This window comes from Streptomyces sp. NPDC039462, from assembly GCF_055639375.1.
On record NZ_JBVKAO010000008.1, the window covers coordinates 196,671 to 212,503 of the forward strand.

Annotated in this window: 17 protein-coding genes; 9 read left to right on the forward strand and 8 right to left on the reverse strand. The window is 72.1% G+C overall.

The window, feature by feature from the left end; translation table 11 throughout:
• Positions 1-71: 71 nt before the first annotated feature.
• From ACZ7LU_RS34090 to ACZ7LU_RS34110, 5 genes are all read left to right on the forward strand, one after another.
• The gene (locus ACZ7LU_RS34090) at positions 72-1,703 is read left to right on the forward strand and encodes a penicillin-binding transpeptidase domain-containing protein (protein WP_471918936.1); all 1,632 of its coding nucleotides are present in this window, start codon (positions 72-74) and stop codon (positions 1,701-1,703) included.
• A 136-nt stretch (positions 1,704-1,839) separates the two neighbouring features.
• Positions 1,840-3,603 (forward strand): penicillin-binding transpeptidase domain-containing protein, encoded by a 1,764-nt coding sequence (locus ACZ7LU_RS34095; protein ID WP_471918937.1) that lies wholly within the window; start codon positions 1,840-1,842, stop codon positions 3,601-3,603.
• Positions 3,604-3,700: 97 nt separating this feature from the next.
• Complete coding sequence (locus ACZ7LU_RS34100) at positions 3,701-4,216, forward strand: YbaK/EbsC family protein (protein ID WP_398303413.1); 516 nt, start codon at positions 3,701-3,703, stop codon at positions 4,214-4,216.
• Positions 4,213-4,392: a hypothetical protein gene (locus ACZ7LU_RS34105; protein ID WP_471918938.1), complete on the forward strand. Its 180-nt coding sequence runs from the start codon at positions 4,213-4,215 to the stop codon at positions 4,390-4,392. Before ACZ7LU_RS34100 ends, ACZ7LU_RS34105 begins: the two co-directional genes overlap by 4 nt.
• On the forward strand, positions 4,389-5,240 hold the full coding sequence (locus ACZ7LU_RS34110; RefSeq protein ID WP_471918939.1) for an EamA family transporter: 852 nt from the start codon (positions 4,389-4,391) through the stop codon (positions 5,238-5,240). The genes ACZ7LU_RS34105 and ACZ7LU_RS34110 overlap by 4 nt, the downstream gene beginning before the upstream one ends.
• A 259-nt stretch (positions 5,241-5,499) precedes the next feature.
• Here the strand turns inward: ACZ7LU_RS34110 and ACZ7LU_RS34115 are convergent, their stop codons facing one another.
• Together ACZ7LU_RS34115 and ACZ7LU_RS34120 are read right to left on the reverse strand one after the other, a co-directional pair.
• On the reverse strand, positions 5,500-6,204 hold the full coding sequence (locus ACZ7LU_RS34115; RefSeq protein WP_471918940.1) for a permease prefix domain 1-containing protein: 705 nt from the start codon (positions 6,202-6,204) through the stop codon (positions 5,500-5,502).
• On the reverse strand, positions 6,201-6,548 hold the full coding sequence (locus ACZ7LU_RS34120) for a PadR family transcriptional regulator (RefSeq protein WP_398303407.1): 348 nt from the start codon (positions 6,546-6,548) through the stop codon (positions 6,201-6,203). Before ACZ7LU_RS34120 ends, ACZ7LU_RS34115 begins: the two co-directional genes overlap by 4 nt.
• An 80-nt stretch (positions 6,549-6,628) precedes the next feature.
• Between ACZ7LU_RS34120 and ACZ7LU_RS34125 the strand changes: the two genes are divergently transcribed.
• The 3 genes from ACZ7LU_RS34125 (at position 6,629) to ACZ7LU_RS34135 (ending at position 7,866) form a co-directional block, all read left to right on the forward strand.
• Positions 6,629-7,210, forward strand: coding sequence for a hypothetical protein (locus ACZ7LU_RS34125; protein WP_471918941.1), 582 nt, complete (start codon positions 6,629-6,631; stop codon positions 7,208-7,210).
• Complete coding sequence (locus tag ACZ7LU_RS34130; RefSeq protein ID WP_398303403.1) at positions 7,207-7,491, forward strand: DUF3817 domain-containing protein; 285 nt, start codon at positions 7,207-7,209, stop codon at positions 7,489-7,491. The genes ACZ7LU_RS34125 and ACZ7LU_RS34130 overlap by 4 nt, the downstream gene beginning before the upstream one ends.
• Before the next feature lie 72 nt (positions 7,492-7,563).
• Positions 7,564-7,866 (forward strand): hypothetical protein, encoded by a 303-nt coding sequence (locus tag ACZ7LU_RS34135; RefSeq protein WP_471918942.1) that lies wholly within the window; start codon positions 7,564-7,566, stop codon positions 7,864-7,866.
• A gap of 409 nt (positions 7,867-8,275) precedes the next feature.
• Here the strand turns inward: ACZ7LU_RS34135 and ACZ7LU_RS34140 are convergent, their stop codons facing one another.
• From ACZ7LU_RS34140 to ACZ7LU_RS34155, 4 genes are read right to left on the reverse strand one after another with little or no spacing between them, the layout of a single operon-like run.
• Positions 8,276-9,475 carry a serine hydrolase domain-containing protein gene (locus tag ACZ7LU_RS34140; RefSeq protein ID WP_471918943.1) on the reverse strand — a complete coding sequence of 400 codons (1,200 nt, stop codon included), beginning with the start codon at positions 9,473-9,475 and terminating at the stop codon, positions 8,276-8,278.
• Positions 9,476-9,522: 47 nt separating this feature from the next.
• Positions 9,523-10,299, reverse strand: coding sequence for an energy-coupling factor ABC transporter ATP-binding protein (locus ACZ7LU_RS34145; protein WP_471117117.1), 777 nt, complete (start codon positions 10,297-10,299; stop codon positions 9,523-9,525).
• Entirely contained in the window at positions 10,287-11,048 is a 762-nt protein-coding gene (gene cbiQ / locus ACZ7LU_RS34150; RefSeq protein WP_398303396.1) for a cobalt ECF transporter T component CbiQ, read from the reverse strand. The genes ACZ7LU_RS34145 and cbiQ overlap by 13 nt, the downstream gene beginning before the upstream one ends.
• A gap of 1 nt (position 11,049) precedes the next feature.
• A complete protein-coding gene (locus ACZ7LU_RS34155; protein ID WP_471918944.1) occupies positions 11,050-12,129 on the reverse strand; it encodes an energy-coupling factor ABC transporter permease in 1,080 nt (359 codons plus the stop codon).
• Positions 12,130-12,408: 279 nt separating this feature from the next.
• On the opposite strand from ACZ7LU_RS34155, the gene ACZ7LU_RS34160 reads away from it, so the two are divergent.
• Entirely contained in the window at positions 12,409-12,753 is a 345-nt protein-coding gene (locus ACZ7LU_RS34160) for an SsgA family sporulation/cell division regulator (RefSeq protein WP_398303392.1), read from the forward strand.
• 44 nt (positions 12,754-12,797) lie between these two features.
• On the opposite strand, the gene ACZ7LU_RS34165 is transcribed toward ACZ7LU_RS34160, so the two are convergent.
• Both ACZ7LU_RS34165 and ACZ7LU_RS34170 read right to left on the reverse strand, forming a co-directional pair.
• Entirely contained in the window at positions 12,798-15,038 is a 2,241-nt protein-coding gene (locus tag ACZ7LU_RS34165) for an MMPL family transporter (protein ID WP_471918945.1), read from the reverse strand.
• 100 nt (positions 15,039-15,138) lie between these two features.
• Positions 15,139-15,729, reverse strand: a complete 591-nt coding sequence (locus ACZ7LU_RS34170; protein ID WP_398303388.1) for a TetR/AcrR family transcriptional regulator — start codon at positions 15,727-15,729, stop codon at positions 15,139-15,141.
• Between the last annotated feature and the right edge of the window lie 104 nt (positions 15,730-15,833).

Consider the following 15,833-nt stretch of genomic DNA (forward strand, 5'->3'; position numbering starts at 1 on the left):
GGATAACGAATGCCCCTTGCGCCACTCCACCCGCTTAAGGTTCATGGCGAACCTGGGGAGGGGAGCGCATCGTGCGCAAAGGGGTAAAGGTCGCGTTGGTAGGCGGGGTATTCACCGTCATGGTGGGGGGTGCCGGATATGGCGCGTACAGCCTCGTGAACGACGTCACCGGGGACGACGGCTCGCCGGGATCGGGCCCGGTGGCCGTGAAGACCGGGCCGCCCACGCGCGACGAGGTCCGGGAGACCACGCGGAAGTTCCTCGCGGCGTGGGCCGACGGCGACGCCCGGCGGGCCGCGGGCTACACGAACAACAGCGAGGCGGCCGCGGCCGCGCTGACCGGCTACCGCGAGGACGCGCACCTGACGAAGGTGAAGCTGACGCCGAAGCGGGCGTCGGGCGCCCGGGTGCCGTTCTCCGTGTCGGCGACGGTGTCGTACAAGGGGAAGAGCAAGCCCTTCGCGTACGACTCGCAGCTCACCGTCGTCCGCGGCAAGACCACAGGACGCCCGCTCGTCGACTGGTCGGCGGCCGTCGTCCACCCCTCTCTGGAGAAGGGGGACACGCTCGTGACGGGTGAGGCCACCACGCCGCCCATCCAGGCCGTGGACCGCGCGGGCACCGTCCTGCGCCCGAAGGACTATCCCTCGCTGGGGCCGATCCTGGACAAGCTGCGCGAGAAGTACGGCGACAGCGCGGGCGGCAAGCCGGGCGTCGAGCTGTACGTCCGGCACGCGGACAAGGGCGCGGGCAGCCGCGTGCTGCTCACTCTCGCCAAGGGCAAGCCGGGCAAGCTGCCCACGACGCTCAGCGCTGGTGTGCAGAAGGCGGCGGAACAGGCGGTGCTGCGGAGCGACGAGTCGTCCGTGGTGGCGGTGAAGCCGAGCACCGGCGAGATCCTCGCGGTCGCCAACAACCGCAAGGACGCGTTCAACGCGGCGTTCGAGGGGCAGGTGCCGCCCGGTTCCACGATGAAGATCATCACGGCGGCGATGCTCATCGACAAGGGTGTCACCAAGGCGGAAGGACCCGCGCCCTGCCCGGCCACCGCGACCTGGCAGAGCCAGACCATCCACAACCTGAAGGGCATGGTCCCGAACGAGTCCGCGACGTTCTCGGAGAGCTTCGCGCGCTCCTGCAACACGGCGTTCGTGAAGCTCATCGACGAGAAGGGAATCACGGACTCCTCCCTCACCGAGGAGGCGCGGAACAACTTCGGTCTTGGCGGGGACGACTGGCAGGTCGGCGTCACCACCTTCGACGGCTCCGTCCCCGCGTCGGCCGGCCCCGACCGCGCGACGAACGCCATCGGCCAGGGAGAGGTCCAGCTGAACCCCCTGAACATGGCGTCGGTCACGGCGACGGCGATGACGGGCACCTTCCGGCAGCCGGTGATCGTGCCGAAGTCCCTCGACGACCGTGAACTGGCCACCGCCCAGGGGCTGCGCGCCTCCACCGTCCAGCAGCTGCGCCGGATGATGCACCGCACGGCGGTGAGCGGCACCGGCGCGCGGGCCATGGCGAGCCTCGGCAGCGACATCGGCGCGAAGACCGGCTCTGCGGAGGTCGACGGCCAGGAGAAGTCGGACAGCTGGTTCACCGGCTACCGGGGCGATGTCGCGGCCGCCGCGATGGCCCAGCGGGGCGGCCACGGCGGTGACGCGGCGGGGCCGATCGTGGCGGCGGTGCTGGGCGCAGGGTAATCGGTCGGGTGGCGCGTCGCCCGGCCGGGCGAAGAAGTGGTCGAGGGCTTCTCCGTACGCCTCTAAGGTGGCCTTCCGGTGACGAGCCGGGGGTTCTGGTGAAGAGCCGGGGGTTCTGGGGAACTGCGGAGGGTTTGTGGGCAAGCGAAGGCGCGCCACCGAGCGCAAGAGCGTCGGCGTCGGGAACGTACGCACGGGGAACGTGCGTGTCGGGAACACGAGGCTGCACCCGGGGGTGCTCGGCGGGGCGGCGGCCGTAGTCCTGTGCGGTGTGGGGGCCGCCGCGTTCGCGCTGTCCGGTGGCTCCGGTTCCGGTTCCGGCGGCGACGGCTCGACCGTCGACGAGAAGCCGGTGGCCTCCGGCCCGCCGACGGCCGCCGAAGTCCGCACCACCGCACGGGCGTTCCTCACCGCGTGGGCCAAGGGCGACGCGGCGCGGGCCGCGGCGCTCACGGACGACCGAGCGGCGGCGGAGAAGGCCCTGACGTCCTACAGCAAGGACGGCCACCTCGTGCAGCCCCGGCTGACGCCGGGCAAGCGGTCGGGCGCGAAGGTGCCCTTCAAAGCGTCCGCCACCGTCTCGTACAAGAAGCAGAGCAAACCGCTGTCGTACGAGTCCGAACTCACCGTCGTCCGCAGGAAGAGCGACGGGAAGACGCTGGTCGGCTGGCGCCCCTCGGTCCTCCACCCGGAGCTGAAGCAGCCGGGCGACCGGCTGGTCACCGGTGAGGCGGGCGACCCGCCGATCAAGGCGGTGGACCGGGACGGCGCCGAGCTGACCGCGGCGAAGTACCCGTCGCTGGGCACGGTCCTGGACGGACTGCGGGAGAAGTACGGCAAGGAGGCGGGCGGCAAGGCGGGGGTCGAGCTGCGGGTGGTGCGTGCGGGCGACGCCTCGGCGAAGTCCGCGGGGGGCGCGGCCGCGAAGAAGGACGACGCGAAGTCGACGCCCGACAAGACGCTGCTGACCCTCTCCCCCGGCACTCCGGGCACGCTGAAGACGACGTTCAGCGGCTCGCTGCAGTCCGCCGCCGAGCGGGAGACGGCCAAGCGGAAGCGGGCGTCCGTCGTCGTGCTCAAGCCGAGCACCGGCGAGATCCTGGCCGCCGCGAACTCGAACCCCACGGGCTTCAACACGGCCTTCCAGGGCTCGCTCGCACCCGGCTCCACGATGAAGGTCGTGTCGGCGTCGATGCTTCTGGAGAAGAAGCTCGCCGGCGTCGACAAGAAGCACCCGTGCCCCAAGTACGAGACGTACGGCGGCTGGAAGTTCCAGAACGACGACAAGTTCCAGATCAAGAACGGCACGTTCAGGGCGAGCTTCGCGCGGTCCTGCAACACGGCCTTCATCAGCCAGGCGAAGAAGCTCCACGACGACTCCCTGACCAAGCAGGCCCAGGAGGTCTTCGGGCTCGGCCGCGACAACTGGTCGATCGGCGTGTCGTCCTTCGACGGCGCGGTGCCGGTGCAGAGCGACGCCCAGATGGCGGCCTCGCTGATCGGTCAGGGCGGTGTGCGCATGAACCCCCTCAACATGGCGTCGGTCGCGGCGACGGTGAAGTCGGGCACGTTCAAGCAGCCCTACCTGGTCTCCCCCGACGTCGACGACCGCACGCTCGCGACGGCGCCCCGCAAGATGTCGGGCGCGACGGCGGCGGCGCTGCGGGAGCTGATGCACTACACGGCGGTCGCGGGCACGGCGGCCGAGCCGATGCGGGGCCTCGGCTCCGACATGGGCGCGAAGACCGGCTCGGCGGAGGTCGACGGCCAGAAGAAGCCCAACGGCTGGTTCACCGCGTACCGCGGCGACCTCGCGTCGGCGGCGGTGGTCCAGCAGGGCGGGCACGGCGGGGACTCGGCGGGGCCGGTGGTGCGGGCGATGCTGCGGGCGGGTTCCTGAGGGTCGGGCCACCCGGCCCACCCGTGGGCGAACGCGTCCGTCCGCCATACGGATACGTGGTCGCATGCCCCGTACACGGACCGCTAGCGTGCGGGGCATGAGCGCTACAACACCCGAGTCGTCCGGCGCGTCCGACGCCCATCCCCGATTCGCCGAGGCCGTGCGCGACCTGGGCCTCGGCGAACTGCTTCCCCGGGTCCGCCGCTTCCCGGAGCAGACCCGCACGGCGGCAGAGGCAGCGGCGGCCATCGGCTGTGAACTCAGCGAGATCTGCAAGTCTTTGATCTTCGCGGCGGACGGCGTCCCCGTACTGGTCCTGATGGACGGCGCGTCCCGCGTCGACCTGGAACTGGTGCGCCAGGAGCTCGGCGCGGAGAAGGTGACGCGCGCCAAGGCGGACGTCGTCCGGCAGACCACGGGTTACTCGATCGGCGGCGTGCCGCCCTTCGGCCACGCCACGAGGACCCGGGTCCTGGCCGACCGCTCGCTCCTCGACCACGACGTGGTGTGGGCGGCGGCGGGCACGCCGTACGCGGTCTTCCCGATGGCACCCAAGACGCTGATCGCCCACGCGGGCGGCACGCTGGTGGACGTGCGCGAGTCCGCGAAGTGACTGCGCGAGCCCGCGAGGTGACCGCGCGAGCCTGCGAAGTGACCGCGCGGACCCGCGAGGTGGCCGTGCGAGCCCGCGAGGTGGCCGTGCGAGCCTGCGAAGTGGCCGCGCGGACCCGCGAAGTGGCCGCGCGAGCCCGCGAAGTGGCCGCGCGGACCCGCGAGGTGATGGTGTGACCCCGCTGGTCGCCGCGGCCGTCCTGCTCGCCGCCGTCACGCACGCGAGCTGGAACGCGATCGCCCACCACATCACGGACAAGCTGGTCGGCTTCACCCTCATATCCGGCGGCGGCACGCTGATCGGCCTGCTCATGGCCCCCTTCGTGGCGATCCCGGACGCCGGGGCCTGGCCCTACCTGCTCCTCTCCGCGGCGATCCACGTCGGCTACTACGCCCTGCTCATGAAGTCGTTCAAGCTCGGCGACTTCGGCCAGGCGTACCCGATCGCGCGCGGCACGGCGCCGTTGGTGGTCACCGTCCTCGCGGCGGTCTTCGCCGGCGAGGTCCCCGACGCCTGGCAGGCGGCGGGCGTCGCGGTGTCGTGCGCGGGCCTGACGGGCCTCGCCCTGTGGGGGATACGGGGTTCGGGGCGCCGCCCGGACTGGACGGCGATCGGTGCGGCCCTCGCGACGGGCGTCTCCATCGCGGCGTACACGGTGGTGGACGGCCTGGGCGTCCGCGCCTCCGGCTCCTCCATGGGCTACATCGCGTGGCTGATGATCCTGGAGGGCGTCGCGGTCCCGCTGTACGCGGCGTACCGCTGGCGCGGCGAACTGCTCCCGCGCCTGCGCCCGTTCGCGGGCGTCGGCCTGCTCGGCGCGGCCCTCTCGGTCTCGGCGTACGGCCTGGTCCTCTGGGCCCAGACGAAGGCGGACCTGGCCCCGATCTCCGCGCTGCGCGAATCCTCGATCATCGTCGGCGCGGCGATCGGAGCGGTCTTCTTCAAGGAACGGTTCGGGGCACCGCGGTTGGTGGCGGCGGGGTTGATGGTGGCGGGGATCGGGTTGATGCTGCACGCGGGGTAGTTCCGTCAGCGGTGCGCAACTGGGTGGCTCGCCGCCTGCCACCCGGCGGGGGGCGACGACGCGAGGCGAGCCACCGCCCACGCCCCGAGCACATGTCGTCGCCGGGCAGCGGCATGGGTTGCGGCAGCGCGGGGGTGTCGTCGCACCGCTCAACTCCCAGCCGGGAAGCACCTTCCGCAGCCCTTCTCGTTCCGAAGAACCTGGACCCTCACGGTGCGTGCGCGGGTGCCCCGGCAAGGCTCGGCGCCCTCGGGCCGGCTCAGTCCAGCGCGAGGCGCGCGATCGGCAGGGTCGCGCAGCGGCGGCAGGCTCGGGCCGAGGTGGCTACGACCGCGTGGGACGCGGCTGCCAGGGCTCCTGCGGCGGCCAGCAGGGGCCAGTTCGTGGCCAGGGCGGCGGCCGTGGTGAGGGCGAGGGTCGCGACGGCCATGGCGGCGCTCGCTGTGGTGCCGGTCCAGGCGACGACGAGGGGCAGCCGGTGCGGGGTCCCGTCCGGAGCGGGCAGGCGGCGGGCGAGGGGGCCGGTCGCGGCCAGGGTCGCCGCGGCCAGCAGTGCGGCGAGGGTCGCGACGAAGGCGAGGTGGACGGCCAGCAGTTGGGGCGTGTGCGCGAGCTCCCCGGGCGCCGGTCCGCCGCCCGCCGTGCGGGCGAGGTACCAGCAGGCGACCAGGAAGGGGGCCGTGAGCGCGACGGTCCTCGCGGTGTGCCGGGCCTGCGCGACGGTCAGCTCGCGCTGGCAGGCGGGGGCGAGTTCGTCGACGGTGCCGAACTCGTGGATCGCCCGGTGGGCGGCCTCCACCTCGTCCGCTCCTTCGTCCACGTACGCGGCGGCCGTGTCCGCGAGGCCGGCGCGCATCTCCTCGACCAGCCGGGACTTGGCCTTGGCCGGCCCGTGCAGGGCGGCGGCGAGGGCGGTGATGTGCTCCTCGACGGGGTCGGCCCGCAGGCCCGCGGCGGTGCTCATGTGGCGAGCCCGGGAGCCGTCGTGCCGGGGTTGAGGACCGAGCCGATCGCCGCCGTGAACTCGCTCCACGCCGCCCGTTCGCCGGCGAGCGTGGCGCGTCCGGCGTCGGTGAGTTCGTAGGCCCTGCGACGTCGTTCGCCCGCCGCCGTCTGCCAGCTGCTGCTCAGCAGGCCGAGGCGCTCCAGGCGGTTCAGCGCCGGGTAGATCGTGCCCGTACGCAGCTCCAGCGCGCCCCCGCTGCGGCGCTGCACCGCCGCGATGATCGCGTACCCGTGCAGCGGGCCCGGTTCCAGCACGGCCAGCAGCAGTCCGTCGAGGTGCCCTCGCACCGCATCCGCCTTCATGAGTAGGCAGCCTACCCAAAGAAGGCGTTGGCAGTGTATGTATTGGCAGCCAACGTATTCACCTGCCTGGAGGCATCCCGGTGACCAAGTTCCTGCTGTCCGTCCACGTCCTGGTGGCGATCCTGGCCGTCGGGTCGATCACCGTGGCCGCGTCGATGTTTCCGCGGTACGCGCTGCGGGCGCTCGGCGGGGCGGGGGACGGGGAGGAGTTGGGTGACGGTGCGGAGCGAGGGGACAGCGGTGAGCGGGGCGACAGTGGCCGGGCCGCTGGGATCGCCGCGCTCCTGCACCGCGTCTGCCGTGCCTACGCCGTCGCCGGCCTCGCCGTCCCCGTGTTCGGCATCGCCACCGCGGCCCAGCTGGGCGTCCTCACCGACGCGTGGCTGATCGCCTCGCTCCTGCTGACGGCGATCGCGGCGGGGCTTCTGGCGCTGGTCATCCTGCCGGGGCAGCGGAGTCTGCTGGAGCTCGCGGAGTCCGCGCCGGGGTCTGCCCGCGCCGCGACGGACGACCCCGCGATGGTCGACCCCGCGATTGTCGATCCCGCGACGATCCGCCCCGCGACGGCGCGCCTGGCGATGCTCACCGGCATCTTCAACGTCCTCTGGGCGACGGTCACCGTCCTGATGATCGTCCGCCCCGGCTCCACGACGGGGGCGTGACCGCTGTGCTCACCCTGCGCACGCTCCGCATCGCGGCAGGCGCGGAGGCGGTGTCCCTGGCCCTCCTCCTCACCAACCTGTTCACCATCCACGCCCGCCCGCTCTCGTCACTCCTCGGCCCGCTGCACGGCACGGCGTATCTCGTCGTGATCGCGGCCACGTGGATGCTCCCGACGGCCGTCGCGCAGGACCCGGGCGCCTCCCGCGCCTCCCGGTGGCGCGCCCTGGTCCCGGGCATCGGCGGTCTGCTGGCCATGCGTCGGCTCAAGGGCCGGGCCTGACCGGCACCGGCCCCTCGTCAGCCGTCGGTTACTGTCACCGACACCATGGATGATCACGGGGGCAGGGGCCACATGAACAGACGGTGGTACGCCGCATTCGTCGTCAACGTGCTGCTCGGCGTCCCCGCCGTCGTCCCGATCTGGATGCTCTACTACATCGGCATGACCTGGGCGCACCCCGCGCCCGAAGAGAACGACGGCCTCGCTGTCGTTCTCTTCACCTTCGGATCCTTCGTCGCCCTTTGCGGTTTCCTGTGGTGGCTGGCCAACCGCCCTCTCGCCAACCGCACGCGCCTGCATCCGGCGCTGTACTGGTCCGTGAGCATCCTCGGCATGCTCGCCCCTACGCTCACGCTGATGGGCATCAGCACCTGAGCAAGGCCCGCCGCCACACGGTGGCGTTGCCCCTCCCTGTTCCCCTTCCGTGTTTCCCTCTTGGGTCGGCCTGGGTTGTCGGTACGTCCACGGGGTGGTGGGCGCAGCCGGGTGGCGGCGCGGTGGGGACTTGGCCGCACGCGGGCGGTGGGGGACGGGGTGCGGAGCCGGGGCGCCGACTGCTGTCGTGGGCCACGTGACCCCGGCCCGGGGCCTGCCCGAAGGCTCCGTCGGGGCGGGCGGGTGGGGAGCTGACGGCGCCGGACGGAGGCAGTGCGGTGGGGCGCCGTTGGGGGTTGTGGGACGACGTCGCCCCGGCCCGAGGCCCGCTCGAAGGCTCCATCGGGGCGGGCGGGTGGGGAGCTGATCGCACCCGGCGCCGGGTACGAGTAGCGCGCCCCGTAGGGCGTTACGTCGCGTCGCGGAGCGCGCGGACCAAAGCCTGGGCCCGCGGATCCGCCGTAACCCCCTTGTTCATGCCATTGGTGACGTAGCCGAAGGCCAGACCCGACTCCGGGTCGGCGAAGCCGAGGGCACCCCCGCGCCCGGGGTGCCCGAAGGAACCGGGGCCGAGGAGCGGCGACGCGCCGCCGTGGAGCATATAGCCGAGGCCGAACCGCGTGCCGACGACCAGGACGCGGTCGGCCCCCGCCGACACCTCGCCCCGCGCCAGCGAGACCGTAGAAGGCTCGAACAGCCGTCGGCCGCCGTCGACTCCGCCGATCAGCGCGGCGTAGAAGCGGGCAAGCCCGTCCGCCGTGGCGATGCCGTTGGAGGCGGGCAGGGCCGCCGCCCGGTAGGCGGGGTCGTTCTCGTCCGGCAGGGGATCGATCGCCCCGAACGCGCGACGGGTGAGCGAGTCGGGGTCCGCGTACGCCTCCGCCACATTCCGCTTCGGGCGCATGCGAAGCCCACCCGCCCCGGCCGGCGCCGGCTCGATGGGGCCGAGGCGGCCGGCCCGCGCCGCCGCCGCGTCAGGAAGCCCGACCCACAGGTCGGCGCCGACCGGCCGCGCGATCTCGTCCGCGATCCACTCCCCGACGGGCCGGCCCGTCACGCGCCGCACCAGTTCGCCGGTGAGCCAGCTGTACGTCTGCGCGTGGTAGCCGTGGTCCTCGCCGGGCTCCCAGAACGGGGCCTGCGCCGCGACCACCGCGGCGGCGAGATCCGGGTCCAGCGCCTCGGAGGGCGTCAGCGGACGGTCCAGGGCGGGCACCCCCGCCCGGTGCGCGAGCACGTGCCGGACCAGGACGCGCTCCTTGCCGCGCGCCTTGAACTCCGGCCAGTAGGAGCCGACCGGCGCATCCAGGTCGAGTTCGCCGCGCTGGTGCAGGAGGAGCAGCGCGGCGGCCGCGACGCCCTTCGTCGCCGAGCGGACGACCTGCGCGGTGCCGGGCTCCCACGGGGCGTCGCCCACCCCGAGGTCCCCGTCGACGTCCTTCGCCCCGCCCCACAGGTCCACGACCTTGCGCCCGTCCCGGTAGACGGTCACCGCCGCGCCCCGCTCCCCGCGCTCGTCGAAGTTGCGTACGAAAGCGTCCCGTACCGGCTCGTAACCGGCCGCCACCGTGCCGTGCACCCGAGCGGTCCCATCTATGGCCGCACCCATGACGTCATTCATGACAAGGGCAACAGCCGCTCCGCGCCATCGATTCCCTACCCCCTTGCCCGTACCGTCTTCGGATCGAAGCCGAAAGGCAGTTCCAGGCGGTGTGCGCTCATCAGGTCCTCGTCGGCGAGGAGCTCGCCCGTCGGCCCGTCCGCCGCGATGACGCCTTCGCTGAGGATCAGGGCGCGCGGGCAGAGCTCCAGGGCGTACGGCAGGTCGTGCGTGACCATCAGGACCGTCACGTCCAACGAGCGCAGGATGTCGGCCAGTTCGCGGCGCGACGCGGGGTCGAGGTTCGAGGACGGTTCGTCCAGGACGAGGATCTCCGGCTCCATCGCGAGGACCGTGGCCACCGCCACCCTCCTGCGCTGCCCGAAGGAGAGGTGGTGCGGCGGACGGTCCGCGAACTCCGCCATGCCCACCTGCGACAGGGCCTTCCGCACCCGGGCCTCCAGCTCCGGCCCCCGCATCCCCGCCGCCGCGGGCCCGAACGCCACGTCCTCCCGCACCGTCGGCATGAACAGCTGGTCGTCCGGGTCCTGGAAGACGATGCCGACCCGGCGCCTGATCTCCGCCATGTGCTCTTTGCCGACGGGCAGCCCGGCCACGGTGACCGTGCCCGCGCCGCCGGTCAGGATGCCGTTCAGGTGCAGGACGAGGGTCGTCTTGCCCGCGCCGTTCGGCCCGAGCAGGGCGACGCGCTCGCCGCGCGCGACGGTGAAGTCGACACCGAAGAGGGCCTGGTGCCCGTCGGGATAGGCGAAGGCCAGTCCGGCCACTTCCAGAGAGGGGGCAGAGGTGGGTGCAGAGGTCACAGCGTCCATCCCAACAGGCATACGACAAGGGCGGTCAACGGCAGGGTCAGCGCGTACGTCCACTGCGCCCGCGAGGCCGTCACCTCGTCGATGACCGGCATCGATCCGGCGAAGCCCCGGCTGACCATGGCGAGGTGCACCCGCTCGCCCCTCTCGTACGAGCGGATGAAGAGCGCCCCCGCGGACTTGGCGAGGACGCCCCACTGGCGTACGCCCCGCGCCTCGAAACCGCGCGACTCCCGGGCGATCTTCATGCGGCGCATCTCGTCCGTGATCACGTCGCCGTACCGGATCATGAAGGAGGCGATCTGGACGAGGAGCGGGGGAAGCCGCAACCGCTGCAGCCCGAGCAGCAGGGAGCGCAGCTCGGTCGTGGCGGCGAGGAGTACGGACGCGGCGACGCCCAGCGTGCCCTTGGCGAGGACGTTCCAGGCGCCCCAGAGTCCGTTGACGCTCAGGGAGACGCCGAGCACGTCGACGCGCTCGCCCTGCGCGACGAACGGCAGCAGCACGGCGAACGCCACGAACGGGACCTCGATCAGCAGCCGCTTCAGCAGGAACCCTGCCGGGACGCGCGCGGCGTACGCGACCACGCCGAGCAGGACCGCGTAGAGCCCGAAGGCCCACATCGCCTCGCGCGGCGTGGACACCACGACGATCACGAAGCAGAAGACCGCCGCGAGCTTGGTGTGCGGAGGCAGCGCGTGCACCGGCGAGTGACCGTGCCGGTAGAGCCGGTGGGCGTGCCCCGCACCCATGTCAGGCCTTCTCGGAGGTGACGTCCTCGGGCACCGCGGTCGGCGAGGCGTCGTCCTTACGACGCCGCCGCAGCGCCCAGAAGACTCCCGTCCCCGCGACCACCGTGACGCCCACGCCGATCACGCCCGCGAGGCCGCCGGAGAGGCGGGCGTCGGTGATGTCCTTGACGCCGTAGTCGGCGAGCGGGGAGTCCGCGGTGGCGTGCTCCTCGGCCTTCTTGTCGATGCCCTTGTCGTGGGCGACCTTCTCCAGGCCGTCCGGGTCGGCCGAGGCGTAGAAGCTGACGAAGCCCGCGAGGACGAGGGAGGCGACGATGCCCGCGATCCAGACCGGGCGGGTCGAGCGGGAAGCGGAGGCAGGGGCCGGTTCTGGGGCGGAGGCCGGGGCCGGCGCGTCCACCAGTTCCCCGCCGACCCGCAGCTTGAGCCGCTGTGTCAGGCCCCGCGCCCCGTACACCAGGTCCGGTCGTACGGCGATGACGGCGCCGACCGTGAGCGCGGTGATCGCGGCCTCGCCGATGCCGATGAGGATGTGGACGCCGACCATGGCGGTGGCGACCTTGCCGATGGAGACGTCCGTCGTGCCACCGATGGCGTAGATGAGGGTGAACGCGATCGCGGCGGCCGGCACGGACAGCAGCGCGGCGACGAAGGAGGCGACGGTGACGGAGCGGCGCCCGCGGGGCAGCACCTTCACCAGGCCGCGGAAGGTGAGGTAGGCGACGACGGTCGTGACGATCGCCATGTCGGAGATGTTCACGCCGAGCGCGGTGAGGCCGCCGTCCGCGAAGAGGACGCCCTGCATGAGCAGGACGACGGAGACGCAGAGGACCCCGGTGAAGGGTCCGACGAGGATCGCGGCGAGCGCACCGCCGAGGAGGTGCCCGCTGGTCCCGGCCGCGACGGGGAAGTTCAGCATCTGCACGGCGAAGATGAAGGCCGCGACCAGACCCGCGAGCGGCGCGGTCCGCTCGTCCAGCTCACGCCGGGCGCCCTTGAGGCTGACGGCCACGGCGCCCGCCGCGACGACCCCGGCCGCCGCGGAGACCGGGACATTGATGAACCCGTCGGGGACATGCATGCGCGCGCTCCTGGGCAGGCGCCCTGGACAGGGCGGAAGGCTCGTGAACCGTTCAAGGATAGTGCGTTGTTGCAAACGGCTTGCAAGAGCGTGCGGGTCCCGAATCGGCTGCGCACCTCCGCGCGCCCCCACCGCGCCCGCCGCGCCCGCCGGGGTCCCCGCGTCCCCGCGTTCACGCGCCCACCGCCGACGCCACCCGGCCGCCCGCCCACCCGCGGCGAATTACCGTACATATGGGACATTGGTGAGGAAGTGCCCGTAAGGATGAGGAGTCCAGCGATGCCCGCAGTCGAGCAGTACGCACGCGCCCACCTCGTCACGGACTCCTCCGAGGGCCACCGCGCCGTGTCCGTCGTCCTCCGTTACGACCCGGAGGCCGACCCGGACACCGTGCGGATCGGCCTCCCCGGCTCCCCGCACCGCCTCTTCGCCCGGCAGCTCCTGGAGCGGGGACTGCGGGCCCCTGTCACCTCCGGCGAGGTGCACGTATGGCCGTGCGGCCGGGTCCAGACGGTCGTGGAGTTCCACGAACGCGACGGGGTGACGGTCGTGCAGTTCGACGCGTCGGCGCTGATCCGCTTCCTGCGTCGTACCCACACGACCGCCACCCCGGTCACCCGCTGACCGCGCACACGGTCACCCGGTCGGACTTCTGACCGCGCACCCGGTCAGACGCGAGCGAGTTCCCTCTCGGCGTCGTCCTTCTCGGCCGCCGTGCGCAGCCCCTCGCCCTCCACGTCGACGTTCGGCAGCGCGCGGTCCAGCCACTTCGGCAGCCACCACGCCTTCTTGCCGAGCAGCGCGAGGACCGCGGGCACCAGCGCCATCCGGACCACGAACGCGTCGAAGAAGACCGCGATCGCGAGGCCGAAGCCGATCATCTTCACCATCTGCTCGCTGGAGCCGATGAAGCCCGCGAACACCGCGATCATGATGACGGCGGCCGCCGAGACCACCCGCGCCCCGTGCCGGAACCCGGTCACGACCGCCTGGGCAGGCCGCTCCCCGTGGACGTACGCCTCCCGCATCCGCGTCACGAGGAACACCTCGTAGTCCATCGCGAGGCCGAAGACGACGCCCACCATGAAGATCGGCATCATCGACATGATCGGTCCGGTCTGCTCGACGCCGAAGAGCGAGCCGAGCCAGCCCCACTGGAAGACCGCGACGACCGCGCCGAGGGCCGCGAGGACCGAGAGCAGGAAGCCGAGGGCCGCCTTGAGCGGGACCAGGACCGAGCGGAAGACGACGATCAGGAGCAGGAAGGCGAGGCCCACGACCAGCGCCAGGTAGGGCAGCAGCGCGTCGTTGAGCTTCTGGGAGACGTCGATGTTCATGGCCGTGGTGCCGGTGACCATGATCTCGGCGCCGGAGTCGGACTTGAGCTGCGCGCCGGTGTCGCGGATCGAGTGGACCAGGTCCTCGGTCTCGACGCCGCTGGGCTTGGAGGACGGCACGACGCTGATGATCGCGGTGTCCTTGTCCTTGTTGAACACCGGTGCGGCGACGGTCAGGACGTCGTCGAGCTTGGAGATCGTCTTCTTGATCTCACCGGCGGCCGCCGCGGGGTTCTCGGCGCCCTTGAGGTCGCCGACGACCATCAGCGGACCGTTGAAGCCGGGGCCGAAGCCCTCCGAGACCAGGTCGTACGCCTTGCGCTGGGTCGTGGACGTCGGCTGTGCGCCGTCGTCCGGCAGGCCGAGCTCCAGCTGCGCGACCGGGACGGCCGCGGCGCCGAGGCCCACGATGCCGACGAGCAGCACGGCGACCGGGCGGCGGACCACGAAGCGGGCCCACCGCGTGCCCATGTTCTCCTTCGCCTTCGCCTTCTCCTTCGCCTCACCGGAGGCACCCGCGGCCTTCTTCCTGCCGCCGCCGAACAGCCTGCTCTTCTCCCCCATGGGAAGGACGCGCTTGCCCGCGTAGCCGAGCAGCGCCGGGATGAGCGTGAGCGCGATGAGGACGGCGATGACGACCGTGCCGGCCGCGGCGAAGCCCATCTTGGTGAGCATCGGGATGTTGACGACGGCGAGGCCGACCAGCGCGATGACCACGGTGAGTCCGGCGAAGACGACCGCCGAGCCCGCGGTGCCGACGGCCCGGCCCGCCGCCTCCTCGCGGTCGCGTCCCTCGGCGAGTTCGCCGCGGAAGCGCGAGACGATGAAGAGCGCGTAGTCGATGCCGACCGCGAGGCCGATCATCATGGCGAGCGTCGATGTGGTGGTGCCGAGGTCGAGCGCGTCGGCGAGCGCGGTGATCGACGAGACGCCGATGCCGACGCCGATCAGCGCGGTGAGCAGCGGCAGTCCGGCCGCGATCAGCGAGCCGAAGGTGATGACGAGGACGACCGCCGCGACCGCGATGCCGATGATCTCCGTGGAGCCGGTCTCGGGCATGGCCTGCAGCGCGTCGCCGCCGACCTCGACCGTGAGCCCGGACTCGCGCGCGTCGTCGGTGGTCTTCTCCAGTGCCTCGCGGTCGTCGTCGGTCAGCTCCATCGAGGTGACCTTGTACGAGACCGCGGAGTACGCCGTGGAGCCGTCCTTGCTGACCGTCTTGGCCGCGAAGGGACTGTCGGCGCAGGCCACCTGGTCCGAGCCCGACTTGATGGCCGCGACGGTCTTCTCGATCTCCGCCTTGTTGGCCTTGTCGGTGACCTTCTCGCCGTCCGGCGCCTTGAAGACGACGCGGGCGCTCGCCCCGTCCGCGCTGGCCTCGGGGGCCCGCTTCTCCAGCAGGTCGAAGGCCTTCTGGGCCTCCGTGCCGGGTATGGAGAAGCTGCTGGAGGCGGCGGTGGGCGCCGAGGCCGCGCCGACTCCGGCGAGCGTCAGGAGCGCCACCCATATGAGGGCGACGAAGTGGCGTCGCCGGAAGGCGAGTTTGCCGAGTTTGTAGAGGAAAGTGGCCACGAGGGCGTACTCCCGGTCAAGTCGTGTGTCCGGATGTGGGCAGGGGGGATCAGCCCGACGACGTGAGCGGTGCGTGACGTCAGGTGCGGGGTGGGGAGGGTCAGACGCCGAGGGCGGGGAGGATCACGGCATCGATGTAGGAGGCGAGGAAGTCGCGGTCGACCGGGCGGTCCTCGATGAGGTCCCGGGCCACGAAGGCGCCGACCATCATGTGGACGGCGAACTTCAGCGCCGGATTGTCCGCGGCGATCTCGCCGCGGTCCACGGCTCTGCGCAACAGGTCGTTGAGGCCGGTGAGCTCCGGCTCGATGAGCAGGTTCCGCAGCGCCTGGTGGAGTTCGGGGTTGTCGTGCACGGCATGGAACAGGCCCCGCATCAGCGCGGCGTCCTTCTCCATCTGGCAGTCGTCCGAGCGGGCCACCATCTCGTACAGGTCGCCGCGCAGCGACCCGGTGTCGATGTCCGCCAGGGACGTCGGCTTGTTGTGCCGCAGCGCCTTGGCTACCAGCTCCGGCTTGCTCCCCCACTGGCGGTAGAGGGTGGCCTTGCTGGAGCGGGTGCGGGCGGCGACGGCGTCCATGGTGAGCGCGTCGTAGCCGACCTCGCGGAGCAGGTCGAGCACGGCCTCGTAGAGCTCGGCCTCGCGCTCGGGCGTGATCCTGCTGCGCCGTGCCGGTGCCGCCTCGGTCATGGTCTCCACCTCCTCCGGGTGCCCGGGTCGCCTCGTACGTAACTACCGTGCACGAAACCACCTCGTACGAAACTGTTTCGTACGTCTTGAGTACGCCAAGACTG